Below are 14,974 nucleotides of genomic sequence, written 5' to 3' on the forward strand. Positions count from 1 at the left end.
CATGCAGACACTGAACACCACGCTGCTAATTATCGGCGGCGGTCCTGGCGGTTATGTGACGGCGATCCGTGCCGGCCAGCTGGGCATCCCGACAATCCTGGTGGAAGGCCAATCCCTGGGCGGCACCTGCCTGAACATCGGCTGCATTCCGTCCAAGGCACTGATTCACGTCGCTGAGCAGTTTCATCAGACGCAGCAGCACCATCAGCTTTCGGCCCTGGGCATCAGCGTTTCGGCGCCGACCCTCGACATCACCAAGAGCGTCGAATGGAAAGACGGCATCGTCGATCGCCTGACCACCGGCGTTGCCGCGCTGCTGAAAAAGAACAAGGTCCAGGTCATTCAAGGCTGGGCCAAAGTGGTTGACGGTAAAACCGTCGAGGTCGGCGACACACGCATTCTGTGCGAGCACCTGGTGCTGGCCACCGGTTCGAAAAGCGTGAACTTGCCGATGTTGCCGATTGGCGGGCCGATCATCTCGTCCACCGAAGCTCTGGCGCCGACATCCGTGCCCAAGCGCTTGATTGTGGTCGGCGGTGGCTACATCGGTCTGGAGCTGGGCATTGCCTATCGCAAGCTCGGTGTCGAGGTCAGCGTGGTGGAAGCGCAGGAGCGCATCCTGCCGGCCTACGACGCTGAACTGACCCAGCCTGTGCACGACGAACTGAGAAAACTCGGCGTGAAGCTTTACTTGAAACACAGCGTGCAAGGCTTTGATTCAAAAGAAAATACGCTGCAAGTACTGGCCCCGAACGGCGCGACCCTGAACCTGGAAACCGATCAGGTGCTGGTAGCCGTCGGTCGCAAGCCGAACACCCAGGGCTGGAACCTCGAAGCGCTGAACCTGGACATGAACGGTTCGTCGATCAAGATCGATAACCGTTGCCAGACCAGCATGCGCAACGTCTATGCCATCGGCGACCTGAGCGGCGAACCGATGCTCGCGCACCGGGCCATGGCCCAGGGCGAGATGGTCGCCGAGCTGATCAGCGGTAAATCCCGCGAGTTCAACCCGACCGCCATCGCCGCCGTGTGCTTCACCGACCCGGAACTGGTGGTGGTCGGCAAGACCCCGGACGAGGCCAGGACAGCAGGCCTGGACTGCATCGTGTCGAGCTTCCCGTTCGCCGCCAATGGCCGGGCGATGACCCTGGAGTCGAAAAGCGGCTTCGTGCGTGTGGTCGCCCGTCGGGACAATCATGTGATTGTCGGCTGGCAGGCGGTCGGTGTCGGCGTGTCCGAATTGTCCACGGCGTTCGCGCAAAGCCTGGAGATGGGCGCGCGGCTGGAAGACATCGGCGGCACCATCCACGCGCATCCGACGCTCGGCGAGGCGGTGCAGGAAGCGGCGTTGCGTGCGCTGGGGCATGCGTTGCATCTTTGATTCAGAACGATTGGTGGCTTGACTGATGGCCTCTTCGCGGGCAAGCCCGCTCCCACAGTGATTGTGGTGTTTGCAAGATCTATGGCATACCAAGAATCCAATGTGGGAGCGGGCTTGCTCGCGAATTTTCAAGGGCGACATCATTTATCTGCCAATCAGCCGATAGTCCGGGCTGCGAAACCAGCCCGGAATGAAGTATTGTTGTCCCCATCCAAAAAACGTCAGAAGCCTTGAACCGTTTCGGCGGTTGTTAAGTGATAGAGGGTGTCATGGGTAACGAAAGCATCAATTGGGACAAGCTGGGTTTTGACTACATCAAGACCGACAAGCGCTATCTGTCGTACTTTCGCAATGGCGAATGGGACAAGGGCACCCTGACCGAAGATAACGTGCTGCACATCAGCGAAGGCTCCACTGCCCTTCACTATGGCCAGCAATGCTTCGAAGGCATGAAGGCCTATCGTTGCAAGGACGGCTCGATCAACCTGTTCCGCCCGGACCAGAACGCCCTGCGCATGCAGCGCAGCTGCGCCCGTCTGCTGATGCCGCAAGTCGACACCGAGCAGTTCATCGAAGCCTGCAAGGCCGTGGTCCGCGCCAACGAGCGTTTCATTCCGCCGTACGGCACCGGCGGCGCGCTGTACCTGCGCCCGTTCGTGATCGGCGTGGGTGACAACATCGGCGTGCGTACCGCCCCCGAGTTCATCTTCTCGATCTTCTGCATCCCGGTCGGCGCCTACTTCAAGGGTGGCCTGACCCCGCATAATTTCCAGATTTCCAGCTACGACCGCGCAGCGCCACAAGGCACCGGTGCGGCCAAGGTCGGTGGCAACTATGCCGCCAGCCTGATGCCGGGCTCCAAGGCCAAGAAAGCCCACTTTGCCGACGCCATCTACCTGGATCCGATGACCCACACCAAGATCGAGGAAGTCGGTTCGGCCAACTTCTTCGGGATCACCCACGACAACAAGTTCGTGACCCCGAACTCGCCATCGGTACTGCCGGGCATCACCCGTCTGTCACTGATCGAGCTGGCCAGGACCCGTCTGGGCCTGGAAGTGGTTGAAGGCGACGTGTTCATCGACAAGCTCTCCGACTTCAAGGAAGCCGGTGCTTGCGGTACTGCGGCGGTGATCACGCCAATTGGCGGCATCGACTACAACGACCACCTGCACGTGTTCCACAGCGAAACCGAAGTCGGCCCGGTCACCCAGAAGCTCTACAAAGAGCTGACCGGCGTGCAAACCGGCGACATCGAAGCGCCAGCGGGCTGGATCGTCAAGGTCTGACCTGACGCCAGAAGCACAAAAGCCCCCCATCGGGTGACCGACGGGGGGCTTTTTGTTTGCATCGTACTGACGAGTCCCCCCTGTGGGAGCGGGCTTGCTCGCGAAGGGGCCGTCAGATTCGACATCATCATTGCCTGACACACCGCTTTCGCGAGCAAACCCGCACACACTGGTTTTGTGTCGTTCGCAGATCTTGTACACACTGAAAATCCCTGTGGGAGCGGGCTTGCCCGCGAAGGCAGTATGTCAGTCACCACAGAAGCACCGGAAAAATGCTATTGATCATTAATGGATGCACCTGGTGTGGTCGGAGCTGCCGCGATTGGTAATCTTTTGCCATTACCTTCAACCAGCAGCGGCAACTCAACCCCAAACCGCCCCGCCATCTCCTTACGCCCCAACGCCGTCAACGCCAACGCCCGACTGTCCAGATCCTGGGTCACCCACTTGCGCTTGAGCGCCGTTTGCAACAACGCCGCCCCTAGCGATCCACCCAGGTGCGGCCGGCGCATGCTCCAGTCCAGGCATGGGCAGGCAAAGCGGCGGCGCAGCGTGCTCAGATCCTGCACTTCAATCCCGAGCCCCTGAAACATTGCCGAACCACTGTCACTCAAGCGATAGGCCTGTTCGTCGGTTTCCTCCAGCCAGCCCGCTTCGAGCATCCGGTCATGCAACAGTACCGCCAGGGTGCCCGCCATATGGTCGTAGCAGGTACGGGCAAACTGCAGGCGATCCGGGGTCCGCGCCTGGAAGCGCGGCGCCGTGTTCTGGCCGATCACCATCAGCGCTTCCAGGGCCTGGGCCACACGTTTGTCCGCCAGGCTGTAATAGCGGTGACGTCCCTGGACGTGCAGCCGCACCAGCGCCAGCTCCTTGAGCCTGGCCAGGTGGGCACTGGCGGTCGACGCGCTGACTTCGGCCACCGCCGCCAGCTCGGTGCTGGTGCGGGCATGGCCGTCCATCAGCGAACAGAGGATTTTCGTCCGCGCCGGCTCGGCGATGGCCGCCGCCACCTGCGAGACGCCCATGTCGTGTTGTTCTGCACTCATATTTCGCTCCCGGACGAATCAACGCCCTTTCGGACTGGAGATAGTAGCAACACTTTCCAACAACAAAAGGCTGTGACCCATGGACCCGATCATCGCTGCGACCCATGCCGATCCTTATCCCTACTACGCACAACTGCGTGCCGAGGGCGGGCTGGCTTTTCATCCGGGGCTGAACATGTGGGTGGCCAGCAGCGCCCGGGCGGTGGCTGCCGTGCTGGCGCATGCCGATTGCCAGGTTCGTCCCGCGCAGGAGCCAGTCCCCAGGGCGATTGCCGATGGCATGGCCGGCCAGGTGTTCGGCCAATTGATGCGCATGAATGAAGGTGAGCGCCAGCATTGCCCACGGTCGGCGATTGCGCCGGGGCTGGATTTGATCGATACGCGGGAAGTCGAGAGCCTGGTCAGCGCCCGCTTGATCAGCGCCGACGCCGTCGGCCTGTACAACGCCATGTTCCGTGGGCCAGTGTGCGTGGTGGCGGCGTTGCTGGGATTCACTCCGGCTCAGGGCCGAATCATCAGTGAACTGACGGCGGACTTCGTGGCTTGCCTGTCGCCCTTGAGTACCTCGGCACAGCTGGCCGCCGCCCATGCCGCCGCCGAACAACTGAGCGGTTACTGTGCCGAGCTTTTGGCCGACCCGGACAACCACAGCAGCCTGCTTGCAGGCATCCGCCAGCGCTTCACCGGCGGCGCACCGCAAACCCTGATCGCCAACCTGATCGGCCTGTTTTCCCAGACCTTCGAGGCCACTGCCGGACTGATCGGCAATGCCGTGCTGGCATTGATTCAACACCCGTCATTGCACAGCGAATCAACCTCTATCGAAGACCTGCTGGCCGAAGTACAGCGCTTCGACCCGCCGGTACAAAACACCCGCCGCTTCGTCGCCGCCCCCTGCGAGATTGACGGCACAAGGCTGAATGCCGGGGATGTGATCCTGGTGCTGCTGGCCTCGGCCAATCGCGACCCGCAGCTCAACGACAACCCCGACACTTTTCTGCTCGACCGCCCGAACCGGCGCAGCTTCACTTTTGGTGCGGGGCGCCATCAATGTCCGGGGCAGTCACTGGCGTTGAGTATTGCTGGCGCTACCGTCCGGCACATTCTGGCGATGAAGCCGGAATTGGACCGCCTGACCTGGCACTACCGCCCGTCCGCGAATGGACGAATTCCGCTGTTCAGGGATTGGCCGGTCGCTTGATCGACGCTCAGTCCAACTGCCCAACCCGTTCAGCATCCGGCCAGAACAACGCCGCCTGCCCCAAATGCACACCCTGCTGATCAACTAGCGTCCACACCTTGCCTTCATGAATCATGAAGGCATTGCCCTGCCGATCCACCCGATAACCACTGTAGCCATGGGCAATGCCATGGGCCGTGACCTGCTCCAGAAGCGTCTGGCGCATGTCCCGGTCCAGTGGTGACGCACTGAAACGCGAAGGCATGCCGATAAACTGCTCGCGCGGGTACTTGAAACTGGCGAGGGCCTGCTCGTTGGCGTAATAAAACAGCGGATCGGCCTCGGTGCCATGGGCCAGCAAAGCAAAAGGCGCGTGAGCATGCAGCCAGGCCAGGCGCTCGTCTTCGCTCAGCAATTGCGGAGCCGGCAAGCGCGCACCGGTCCAGTGCCGGTAAGCGACATCCAGCTGTTGAACCATCTCCAGAAATTCATTGGCTGGCGACATGGGCTTCCTGTAAGGCGGGTGAGTTCAAACACAAAACCTGTGGCAGCGAGCGGGCTCGCGACGCAGGCGTGATATTCAACATCATTGTCGACTGACGTGTCGATATCGCGAACCAGCTCGCACAAGGACCCGGTACGGAACCGAACGCGCGGTGCCCGGATCACATCAGTATCGACCGCTGTCACGCCAGGGATGCACGGATGAACGACTCACCAGCACTGCGCAGTTTTATCCCGCCCTACATTCTCAACCGCATCATCGCCCACGGCTCAGAACCGCAGCGCACGGCGGCGATGATCACCCTGCATCATGTGCAAAACCTGCTGCCCAATCCCGGGCCACCTTCGCGGCCGCCGGAGCGGGCGATTCTGCCGCCGCCCGGAAAGCCGGGAGTGGTCCAGCGCAGCCTGCACGACGCCCAGAACAAAATGCTGTTGCCGGGTATGCCGGTGCGAATGGAAGGCCAGCCGGCCACAGGCGATGCGGCCGTCGATGAAGCCTACGATGCACTGGGTGCCAGCTATGATTTCTTCTGGAAGGTGCTGCGTCGCGACTCGATCGATAACAAGGGATTTGCCTTGGTCGGCAGCGTGCATTATGGCCAGGGATACGAAAACGCCTTCTGGAATGGTGCGCAAATGGTCTTCGGCGACGGTGACGGGGAAATTTTCCAGCGCTTCACCCGCTCGCTGGATGTGGTCGCCCATGAGCTGGCCCATGGCGTGATCGAAAGCACGGCCGGACTGATCTACGCCAACCAGTCCGGGGCCTTGAACGAGTCGCTGTCGGATGTGTTCGGCATCCTCACCAAGCAGTTCGTCCTTGGCCACACCGTCGAGCAGGCGGACTGGCTGATCGGGGCTGACTTGCTGACGCCAAAGATCAATGGCAGAGGCCTGCGTTCGATGTCCCACCCGGGCACGGCCTACGACGACCCGTTGTTGGGCAAGGATCCGCAACCGGATCACATGCGTGAATTCGTCATCACCCAGGAGGACAATGGTGGTGTGCACATTAATTCCGGCATCCCCAATCGCGCGTTTTATCTGGCAGCCAGAGCGCTTGGCGGGTTCGCCTGGAAGAAAGCCGGGGTGATCTGGTACGACGCCCTGTGCGACAAACGCCTGAATCCGGACGCCGATTTCGATGCCTTCGCCCGGCTGACCGTCGACCATGCCGCCCAACGCTTCGGTGCGCGAGAAGTCGAGGCCGTGCGCCAGGGCTGGGCTCAAACGGGCATCGAAATCACGGAGACCCTATGAAAACCCTGCCTGCATTGGGCGACGACGCCCGGGTTCGCCTCTCCCGCCAGGGCGGTTTCGCGGCGATCCACGCCTTGAGCCGCCCTCGGGAGATTGAGTTTGCGCAATGCGACATCAGCCAGCGCACCCGCATCTGTTCGGTACTGGAGGGTTGCCTGACCCTGGACAGCACGGTATCCGGGCGTGGCGACCAGCGCTTTTACCAGATAGAGGTGAACTATCGGTCAGGCGGGCAGGAAGACCGGATGGTGCTTAAAGTGCCGGAGGACCAGGCACCGGGAGAGCTGGTCCATCTTTGGGACACGGGGCAGTTGCTGTAGATCTCCCCGCCCCCACCGGTCAATCATCCCGCGTCAGCACTTCCAGCAATTCAATTTCGAAGATCAGGTTCGAATTCGGCGTGATCTTGCCCATGGTGCGTTCGCCATAGGCCAGGTGCGCCGGCACCAGCAACTTGCGCTTGCCACCGACCTGCATGCCCAGGATGCCCTGGTCCCAGCCCTTGATGACCCGCCCGGTGCCGATCACGCACTGGAAGGGTTTGCCCCGGCTATAGGAAGAGTCGAATTCGCTCCCGTCCTCCAGCCAGCCACGGTACTGGGTGGTGATCAACGCGCCTTTTACCGCGGCCTTTCCGTCACCCAACTGCAGATCGATTACCTGAAGCTCATCATTCATTGAATTCACTCGTATGCTCACTCGCCCTCAAGGGCCCGATGGGCGCCGTTTTCCCAGATTTGCCCGCGATTGGCAACCATTGCCGTCTGCGCGCGCTGCGTTTAAAGCGGTTTGCTGAACTAAAATAATCAACCATTACCCGTACGGTTCAACGCCCTGATGGCCATAACAATCAGTATCGGTTGGGCACCGAGAGCGTTGTGCGGGCACACAGCGAATAGCGTTTTCTCTGAAATGCATTGATCCGCTTTGCACATCAATGCATGCCAACAATGCAATTAACATATCGATGCCCCTGCTCCACTATCCGCCCCAATAACAACCGTGCGCCGCGTCCAGTCGGCGCACGTCATAAAAGCGGTGGAGTACAGGTCAATGACAGCATCAATCCAACAGCCCGCGACTGCCGGTCGCTCCCGGGCCAGCGCGATTTTCCGGGTTACCTCGGGCAACTTCCTCGAACAGTTCGACTTCTTTCTTTTTGGTTTCTATGCCACGCAGATCGCTGCCGTGTTCTTTCCGGCCAGCAGCGAATTCGCCTCGCTGATGATGACCTTCGCCGTGTTCGGTGCAGGCTTTCTGATGCGTCCGTTGGGCGCCGTGGTGCTGGGTGCCTATATCGATGACGTGGGTCGACGCAAAGGCTTGATCGTGACCCTGTCGATCATGGCCAGCGGTACGATCCTGATAGTGCTAGTGCCCGGTTACGAAACCATCGGCTTGTTCGCCCCGGCCCTGGTGCTGATCGGGCGGCTGCTGCAGGGCTTTTCCGCCGGTGCGGAACTGGGTGGCGTGTCGGTATATCTCGCCGAAATCGCCACACCCGGCCACAAGGGCTTTTTCACCAGTTGGCAGTCGGGCAGCCAGCAAGTGGCGATCATCGTCGCCGCCGCACTGGGTTATGCCTTGAACCAGTGGATGGCGCCGAGTGTGATTGCCGATTGGGGCTGGCGGATTCCGTTCTTCGTCGGCTGCATGATCGTGCCGTTCATCTTCCTGCTGCGGCGCAACCTGGAAGAAACCGAAGAGTTCGCCACCCGTAAACACCGCCCGAGCATGAGAGAGGTGTTCCGCACCCTGGGGCAAAACTGGCTGATCGTGTTCGCCGGCATGATGATGGTCGCCCTGACCACCACCGCCTTCTACCTGATCACGGTATACGCACCGACCTTCGGTAAAACCGTCCTGCACCTGAGCACGTCCGATGCGCTGCTGGTGACATTGCTGGTGGGTGTTTCGAATTTCATCTGGCTGCCGATTGGCGGCACACTCTCGGACCGTATCGGTCGACGCCCGGTGTTGATCGCCATGGCCTTGCTGGCCATCGCCACCACTTACCCGGTGCTGACCTACCTGGTGAACGCGCCCAGCTTCATCCACATGCTGCTGGTGCTGTTGTGGCTGTCGTTCATCTACGGCCTGTACAACGGCGCGATGATCCCGGCGCTGACGGAGATCATGCCCGTGGAAGTCCGGGTGGCCGGTTTCTCCCTCGCCTATAGCCTGGCCACGGCCGTGTTCGGCGGGTTCACCCCGGCGATGTCGACCTTGCTGATCCAGTACACCGGCGATAAGGCGGCGCCAGGCTACTGGATGAGCTTTGCAGCACTGTGCGCGCTGTGCGCGACGCTCATGCTCTATCGCCGCGCATCGAATCATCTGCAACCGGTGGCGTCGTGAACCTGCCCTTGATCGAGAACACAATCATGAAAAAACAGTTCGGTTTTGCCGCCTTCGCGTTGGTGGCCAGCCTTGGATTGAGCGGCATTGCCCAGGCTGAAGAGATCCGTGTGATGACCTCCGGCGGCTTCACGGCGGCCTACAAGATCCTCGGCCCGAAGTTCGCCGCCGCCAGCGGCAATACCCTCGACACCGCACTCGGCCCATCCATGGGCAAGGCCCCGGAGGCGATTCCCAATCGCCTGGCCCGGGGTGAGCAAGCAGACGTAGTGATCATGGTCGGCTACGCACTGGACGACCTGATCAAACAAGGCAAGGTCGACCCTGCTTCACGGGTCGAACTGGCGGATTCGCGCATTGGCCTGGTGGTGCGCGAAGGTGCACCGAAGCCGGACATCAGCAATGTCGAGGGCCTGAAAAAGACATTGCTCGAGGCGAAATCGGTGGCCTACTCCGACAGTGCCAGCGGCGTGTACATCGAGCAGCAGCTGTTCAAGCGCCTGGGGATCGAAGACCAGCTCAAGCGCAAATCGACCATGGTGCCGAAAATCCCCGTGGGCTCCGTGGTTGCCACCGGCGACTATCAACTGGGCTTTCAGCAGGTCAGCGAATTGTTGCCGGTGCCGGGGGTCAGTTTCGTGGCGAAGATTCCGGAGTCCGTGCAATCGGTGACCCGGTTTGCCGCCGGCATCCCGGTAGGGGCACAGCACCCGGCCGAAGCCAAGGCCTTGCTGGAATACCTGGCCTCGACCCAGGCTCAACCGGATGTGAAGGCGACCGGACTGGACTCGGTCAGTCGCTGACCGACGGCTGCAGGACTTTCATCTCCACCACCAGCCGTTCCAGCTCCAATGCCGCCGGGGTCAGGGTTCGACCCCGGCGCTTGATCAGACCGACGCTGCGCATCACTTGCGGATCGGTCAGCGGCACCCGTGTCAGGATCGGATGATCCGCCGCCGGCATCGCCATCAACGGCACCGCCGCCACGCCCAACCCGGCCTCCACCAGACCAATCATGGTGGTCACATGACGGGTTTCACAAATACTCGACCGCTGCGGCACCACCCCGGTCAACGCCTGATCCAGCAGAAAGCGGTTGCCCGAGGTTTTATCCAGCGAGATGTAATCCTGCCGATAGAACTCGTCCCAGGTGACACTGCTTCGCCCCGCCAGCGGATGATCGCGCCGGCACGCCACGACATACCCTTCCTGCACCAGGGGCTCGAAATCCACTTCGGCCTCCAGCGTGCCCATGAAGCTCAGGCCGAAATCCGCTTCGCCATTGACCACCGCGCTCAAGACGTCGTGGGCGCTGGAGTCCAGCACCTTGACCTTGATCCGCGGAAACTGCCGGTGATAGTGCGCGATCACCCGCGGCATGAAGTAGTAAGCCGCCGAGGGTACACAGGCGACCGTGACATGGCCGAGCCGGGTCGAAGCGACTTCGCTGATGCCCAGCAATGCCACGTCCAGATCGTCCAGCAGGCGCTCGACGCTGGGCATGAAACCCCGTCCGGCCTGGGTCAGGCTGACCTTGCGCGTGGTGCGATCGAACAGGCGCACGCCAAGGGCATCTTCGAGTTTTTCGATCCGCCGGCTCAACGCGGGCTGGGAAATGCGCACCGTATCGGCGGCCTTGCGAAAGCTGCCCTGCTCGACCACGGCACGGAAGGCTTGCAGGTCATTGAGGTCGAAGTTGATCGCCATGGCGTTACCCGGAAACGAGGCAGATTGATCAGCTTATTCTATGAATGTAACCAATTGATGCAAAGCTTTATGGGCTGAGCCGGTCATGTTCACTGGGTACACATGACGCGCAGCAGAAGCTCGATCGATTGAATCCACAGCCAGAAGCGGACAGTCGAACGTGCGCCCGAACCCAAAGCGCCGGCATCTCCCCGCCTGTTTTTTTGTTGAATAGTCTGTTTGAGGTATTACCGAGGGCTGAGTTTGATCAACCATGAAGCCCGTATTTTCCCCACGTGTCTGCACGGTTGCTTCATCCAACAATCCCAACGAGGCGCTTGATAGCTATGGAAAAAGTCATCTATCTGCTGTGGCGTGATACTCAAGTCAGTCCTGATACCTTCACCCATCGCCTGCGCAGTGAAGTCGCCGGGCAATTGTTGGCACTCGGTGCCTGTGGTGTGCAATTGAACCTGTCCGATGCCGATGTGCAGCCCGCAGCCGGACTGCGCCAGGAAAACAACCGACCACTGCCCGATGCCAGCCTGTCGCTGTGGCTGGACAGTGCCAACGGGCCCGCCCGTCGTCCTTTCGACAGCGTCATCACGGGCGCAACGGCACGCATGGCTGCCTACCTGGTATGCGAGTCGGTAGCCATCGCCAATACTCGCTTCCCTTCAACGCCCGGTGAACGTACTCACGGGTTCGCCCAGTTGGCCCTGCTGACCCGACCTCCGCGTCTGACGCCCGAAGCCTGGCTGGACATCTGGCGCAACCATCACACTGAGGTGGCCGTAGACACGCAGGACAACTTCCAATACGTGCAAAACCTGGTGGTGTTGGCGCTGTCGCACGGTGCGCCAAGGATCGATGCCATAGTCGAAGAATGTTTCCCACCCGCTGCCATGACCGATCCCCGGGCCTTTTTCGATGCAGTGGGCGACGAAGCGAAATTCCAGCGTAACCTGGCGACGATGATGGACAGCTGCAGCCGATTCATCGATTTCGACAAGATCGACGTGCTGCCTACCAGCCAGTACTGTCTGTAGGACCGGGTAATCGCCAAGCGTGCCCCCGGATCACAGCTTTATTCAGACTACTGCAACAGGGGGTGACGAAGTAGTCGTGCCAAATTACGAGCTGCCCCAGAATGAGGTGGTTATCGAAACCCCTTTGCTGACTTCGATGGGATGACCGCTTCACGCGCTGAGCAAGTCAGTCAACCCACATCAAAGTTCTTGAGAATACCTCCCACAGGCCCCATCGTGGATTTATCCGCGATGGGGCCTGCAACCGCGTAGCAACGAGCGGCCGGCAGCAAAAGCATCATACCGCCAGGATAAAGTCCGCCTGATCGATACCTGCACTGCTGACGCCGACAAGGCGAATAGAGTCCACGCCGATCCCGATCACCGTATCTGCCCCGTCAGCGGCAATGCTCACGTTGGCAGCGAACGTCTCGCTGTTGATCCCCGTCCCCGCAATATTGAGTAAGTCCTGCCCTCCGCTCGGATTGAGGTCGAAGTCCTGGATCGAGTCGTTGCCGAAGCCTGCGGCAGCAAACATGAAGGTATCGTTGCCGAGGCCGCCGTAGAACGTGTCGTCGCCCTGCCCGCCGAGGAACAGATCGTCACCCGCACCGCCGACCAGCGTGTCGTTGGCCAGACCGCCCAGCATCCTGTGGTTTGCCGCCGCAGCATCGTAGGCCAGCTCACTGCCACTGCCCTCGGCGTTCGCCTGCAACCCCGCCGCCGCGTATTGGCCATTCAGCGCGATCTGCGCCGCATGTGCGCCGTCACTCACCATCAGCAGGCCGCCGGTGCCTGTGTCATTCGCTGCATAGGTGATCTGCGTATCGTCGCCGAACGCAATATCGCCAAAGTCCAGCTTGTCACCTGCGGCAAAACCGCTGACGCTGCCACTGAACGCCGTCGATACATCAAGCTTGAGCGTGCCTGCCGCGCCGCTGTCGAACGTCACATGCTGATCGGAGGCCGCACCGAACTCCAGTATCGCCGAACCGCTGATAGTCGCGCTTCCCGCGCCTTGGGCATCTCCGTGGATGGAGATATTGCCATCGTTCGCCCACAGGCTACCGCTGTTGACCAGCGCACTTTCAATCACCAATCCGCCGCGGCCACTGGCTTGCAGCACTCCCGTGTTGGTGACAGCGCTGCTACCGGTATCGATCACCAGCGCATTGACGCCGCCGGCAAGGATCAGGCCCGAGTTGACCAGCATCATCTGCCCCGCCCCCAACTGGCCGGCACCCGAGATGGTGTTGTCGGCATTGGTGAGCACCGTGTCGGCGCTGCCGCCGAAAATCACGTTTTGCGCGTTGTCGGATAGCAGCACCTGGCCGCCACCGGTCAAGGTCGCGCCACGGAACAGAATCTCAAGGCTGGTCTCGTTGCCGCTGGAGCCGAGCTCGATGGTGCCGCTGTTATGGATGCTGCCACCGAACGGCATGATCGCGCCGTCGGCAATGGTGAGGGTGCCGGCGTTGTTGGTGAGCGGATCGACATCGAACTGGAAGTTCGCTTCGCTCAAGTTCGCGGCATCGACACCTTTCAGGGTGACCGTCTGACCCGAGCTTATGCTGACCAATGCATTGCCATTGGCGTCGTTAGTGATACTCAAGTCAGCAAAGCCGGTGACGCCCGTGAAGCCGATCATGTCGATCTTGTCTGCCGTGGCATCGAAACTGTAGATCTGATTGTTGCCGATCGGCTGGGCGAAGACGAAGGTGTCGGTACCGGACGAACCGGTCAGGTTGTCGTCAGCGGACAGGGCGAAGATCGGCGTGTCGGGGGCAAAGGCCTCGACGTTATTGAATACATAGGAACTGCCCACACTGCCGTCGGCGTTAGTCCAGGTCATGTTGATGTGGAGTACCGCAGCGCCCGCGAAGCCTTCTGGTGTTGTCACGGTCAATGCTCCGGGATCGCTGGTCTGCACGGTCCAGGTGCCGTCGCCGTTGTTGATTCCGGCGTTTAGAGTCCAATTTGACGGAACGTCGGCAATTGTGACAACAAAGCTATCGCTCAGGCCTGCCGATGGATCAGCAATCGCAAGGTTAATTGCTTCTCCGGACACTCCCGCAGGGTAAGTCAGGCTAATGCTTGTTGCAGCACTAACGTTGCCTGCCGCGTCCATAGCCGTGACAAATAGCGTCTTGGTACCCGTAAACTTGCCAGCCAAATCAATATTGGCGAATTGACCGCCGGTATTGGTCGTTCCGGTCCCAATTTCTGTGTCGCCGGCGCCAAACACGCCATTGCCATTGTCCAGGTAAACCTTAATGAATGAATTAGCTTCGGCGCTCCCTGAAAGCTTATGGTTTGTACCGGAGTTGTTGTAAGTCAGCCCAGTCGGTGAAGCTGGCGGTGTTGTATCAATCGGAGTTTCAACGACGTTCTGCACGTTCACCGTAATCGTCTGCGTGTCGACTCCGCCATTGCCGTCGGACACCTGAACATCCACAACGTAGGCGTTGTCGCCATCGGTACCACCGACATCCTGGGGACTCTCGTAATCGGGCGCCGAATTGAACGTCAGCACCCCACTCGAACTGATCGAGAACTTGCTGAAGTCCGTCCCGGCCGTATTCAGGATCGAGTAGCTCAGCGTCTGCGCTGGTAGATCAGCATCGGTCGCCGCCACTGTCGAGACCGCCGTGGTGTTCTCCGCCACATTGATCGAAGCCGTCGCACCGCCACCGTTGGACGTGATAGTCGGTGAGTCGTTGCTGCCGGCGATATGCACGGTGACCGAAGTGAGGGTGCCGTCGGCACTGCTCACCGCGAAGGTGTCGGTGTAGGTGGTGCCGGCGGCGAACTCGTTGTGGGCGGAGCTGGCGACGTAGGTCCAGGCACCGTCGGTGCCGATGGAGAACTGGCCGTAGCTGCCGGCGGTGTTGGTTTGGGCGACGAAGGTGGCGGCGCTGTCGACGTCGCTGATGGTCAGGGTACCGGCGGTGGAAATGTCGACGGCGGCATGGGTCTCGGTGAGGTTGGCGATGTCGGCGGACAGCACGGCCGCATCATTGGTGCCGAGGATATTCACGGTGACCGAAGTGAGGGTGCCGTCGGCACTGCTCACCGCGAAGGTGTCGGTGTAGGTGGTGCCGGCGGCGAACTCGTTGTGGGCGGAGCTGGCGACGTAGGTCCAGGCACCGTCGGTGCCGATGGAGAACTGGCCGTAGCTGCCGGCGGTGTTGGTTTGGGCGACGAAGGTGGCGGCGCTGTCGACGTCGCTGATG

The 14,974-nt window shown here is 60.8% G+C and carries 13 protein-coding genes; 8 read left to right on the forward strand and 5 right to left on the reverse strand.

From position 1 onward, the window contains the following. Nucleotide 1 precedes the first annotated feature (1 nt). Entirely contained in the window at nt 2–1,384 is a 1,383-nt protein-coding gene (lpdA, locus tag Q8X48_RS25650; protein ID WP_126046103.1) for a dihydrolipoyl dehydrogenase, read from the forward strand. 269 nt (nt 1,385–1,653) lie between these two features. After that, on the forward strand, nt 1,654–2,673 hold the full coding sequence (locus Q8X48_RS25655) for a branched-chain amino acid aminotransferase (RefSeq protein WP_102701816.1): 1,020 nt from the start codon (nt 1,654–1,656) through the stop codon (nt 2,671–2,673). A gap of 275 nt (nt 2,674–2,948) precedes the next feature. On the opposite strand, the gene Q8X48_RS25660 is transcribed toward Q8X48_RS25655, so the two are convergent. Then, a complete protein-coding gene (locus Q8X48_RS25660; protein WP_407801721.1) occupies nt 2,949–3,722 on the reverse strand; it encodes an ArsR/SmtB family transcription factor in 774 nt (257 codons plus the stop codon). Between the two features lie 79 nt (nt 3,723–3,801). On the opposite strand from Q8X48_RS25660, the gene Q8X48_RS25665 reads away from it, so the two are divergent. Then, nucleotides 3,802–4,923 (forward strand): cytochrome P450, encoded by a 1,122-nt coding sequence (locus Q8X48_RS25665; protein ID WP_407801720.1) that lies wholly within the window; start codon nt 3,802–3,804, stop codon nt 4,921–4,923. A gap of 7 nt (nt 4,924–4,930) precedes the next feature. On the opposite strand, the gene Q8X48_RS25670 is transcribed toward Q8X48_RS25665, so the two are convergent. Further along, nucleotides 4,931–5,407: an MEKHLA domain-containing protein gene (locus tag Q8X48_RS25670; protein ID WP_407801719.1), complete on the reverse strand. Its 477-nt coding sequence runs from the start codon at nt 5,405–5,407 to the stop codon at nt 4,931–4,933. A 200-nt stretch (nt 5,408–5,607) separates the two neighbouring features. On the opposite strand from Q8X48_RS25670, the gene Q8X48_RS25675 reads away from it, so the two are divergent. Together Q8X48_RS25675 and Q8X48_RS25680 are read left to right on the forward strand one after the other, a co-directional pair. Beyond that, entirely contained in the window at nt 5,608–6,669 is a 1,062-nt protein-coding gene (locus tag Q8X48_RS25675) for a M4 family metallopeptidase (RefSeq protein WP_407801717.1), read from the forward strand. Continuing rightward, entirely contained in the window at nt 6,666–6,989 is a 324-nt protein-coding gene (locus Q8X48_RS25680) for a protealysin inhibitor emfourin (protein ID WP_102675626.1), read from the forward strand. Before Q8X48_RS25675 ends, Q8X48_RS25680 begins: the two co-directional genes overlap by 4 nt. Before the next feature lie 19 nt (nt 6,990–7,008). On the opposite strand, the gene Q8X48_RS25685 is transcribed toward Q8X48_RS25680, so the two are convergent. Further along, on the reverse strand, nt 7,009–7,347 hold the full coding sequence (locus Q8X48_RS25685) for an FKBP-type peptidyl-prolyl cis-trans isomerase (RefSeq protein ID WP_407801716.1): 339 nt from the start codon (nt 7,345–7,347) through the stop codon (nt 7,009–7,011). Nucleotides 7,348–7,722: 375 nt separating this feature from the next. Here Q8X48_RS25685 and Q8X48_RS25690 point away from each other — a divergent pair, with 375 nt between their 5' ends. Together Q8X48_RS25690 and Q8X48_RS25695 are read left to right on the forward strand one after the other, a co-directional pair. Beyond that, nucleotides 7,723–9,027, forward strand: coding sequence for an MFS transporter (locus Q8X48_RS25690; RefSeq protein ID WP_407801715.1), 1,305 nt, complete (start codon nt 7,723–7,725; stop codon nt 9,025–9,027). A 26-nt stretch (nt 9,028–9,053) separates the two neighbouring features. Further along, entirely contained in the window at nt 9,054–9,830 is a 777-nt protein-coding gene (locus tag Q8X48_RS25695) for a substrate-binding domain-containing protein (protein ID WP_407801714.1), read from the forward strand. On the opposite strand, the gene Q8X48_RS25700 is transcribed toward Q8X48_RS25695, so the two are convergent. Further along, nucleotides 9,820–10,734 carry a LysR family transcriptional regulator gene (locus Q8X48_RS25700; protein ID WP_407801713.1) on the reverse strand — a complete coding sequence of 305 codons (915 nt, stop codon included), beginning with the start codon at nt 10,732–10,734 and terminating at the stop codon, nt 9,820–9,822. The two genes, Q8X48_RS25695 and Q8X48_RS25700, sit on opposite strands and share 11 nt — an antisense overlap. Before the next feature lie 326 nt (nt 10,735–11,060). On the opposite strand from Q8X48_RS25700, the gene Q8X48_RS25705 reads away from it, so the two are divergent. After that, on the forward strand, nt 11,061–11,762 hold the full coding sequence (locus tag Q8X48_RS25705) for an EthD domain-containing protein (RefSeq protein WP_407801712.1): 702 nt from the start codon (nt 11,061–11,063) through the stop codon (nt 11,760–11,762). Nucleotides 11,763–12,039: 277 nt separating this feature from the next. Here the strand turns inward: Q8X48_RS25705 and Q8X48_RS25710 are convergent. Next, nucleotides 12,040–14,974, reverse strand: a 2,935-nt coding sequence (locus Q8X48_RS25710; protein WP_407802792.1) for a beta strand repeat-containing protein, incomplete at its 5' end; no start/stop codon positions are given.

Source organism: Pseudomonas sp. QLc11A (assembly GCF_052112305.1).
In the GTDB taxonomy this organism is placed as follows: Bacteria; Pseudomonadota; Gammaproteobacteria; order Pseudomonadales; family Pseudomonadaceae; genus Aquipseudomonas; species Aquipseudomonas laurylsulfatiphila.

Coding starts and splice junctions, on each gene's coding strand:
- lpdA (WP_126046103.1), top strand. CDS start 2: ATGCAGACACTGAACACCACGCTGCTAATTATCGGCGGCGGTCCTGGC.
- Q8X48_RS25655 (WP_102701816.1), top strand. CDS start 1,654: ATGGGTAACGAAAGCATCAATTGGGACAAGCTGGGTTTTGACTACATC.
- Q8X48_RS25660 (WP_407801721.1), bottom strand. CDS start 3,722: ATGAGTGCAGAACAACACGACATGGGCGTCTCGCAGGTGGCGGCGGCC.
- Q8X48_RS25665 (WP_407801720.1), top strand. CDS start 3,802: ATGGACCCGATCATCGCTGCGACCCATGCCGATCCTTATCCCTACTAC.
- Q8X48_RS25670 (WP_407801719.1), bottom strand. CDS start 5,407: ATGTCGCCAGCCAATGAATTTCTGGAGATGGTTCAACAGCTGGATGTC.
- Q8X48_RS25675 (WP_407801717.1), top strand. CDS start 5,608: ATGAACGACTCACCAGCACTGCGCAGTTTTATCCCGCCCTACATTCTC.
- Q8X48_RS25680 (WP_102675626.1), top strand. CDS start 6,666: ATGAAAACCCTGCCTGCATTGGGCGACGACGCCCGGGTTCGCCTCTCC.
- Q8X48_RS25685 (WP_407801716.1), bottom strand. CDS start 7,347: ATGAATGATGAGCTTCAGGTAATCGATCTGCAGTTGGGTGACGGAAAG.
- Q8X48_RS25690 (WP_407801715.1), top strand. CDS start 7,723: ATGACAGCATCAATCCAACAGCCCGCGACTGCCGGTCGCTCCCGGGCC.
- Q8X48_RS25695 (WP_407801714.1), top strand. CDS start 9,054: ATGAAAAAACAGTTCGGTTTTGCCGCCTTCGCGTTGGTGGCCAGCCTT.
- Q8X48_RS25700 (WP_407801713.1), bottom strand. CDS start 10,734: ATGGCGATCAACTTCGACCTCAATGACCTGCAAGCCTTCCGTGCCGTG.
- Q8X48_RS25705 (WP_407801712.1), top strand. CDS start 11,061: ATGGAAAAAGTCATCTATCTGCTGTGGCGTGATACTCAAGTCAGTCCT.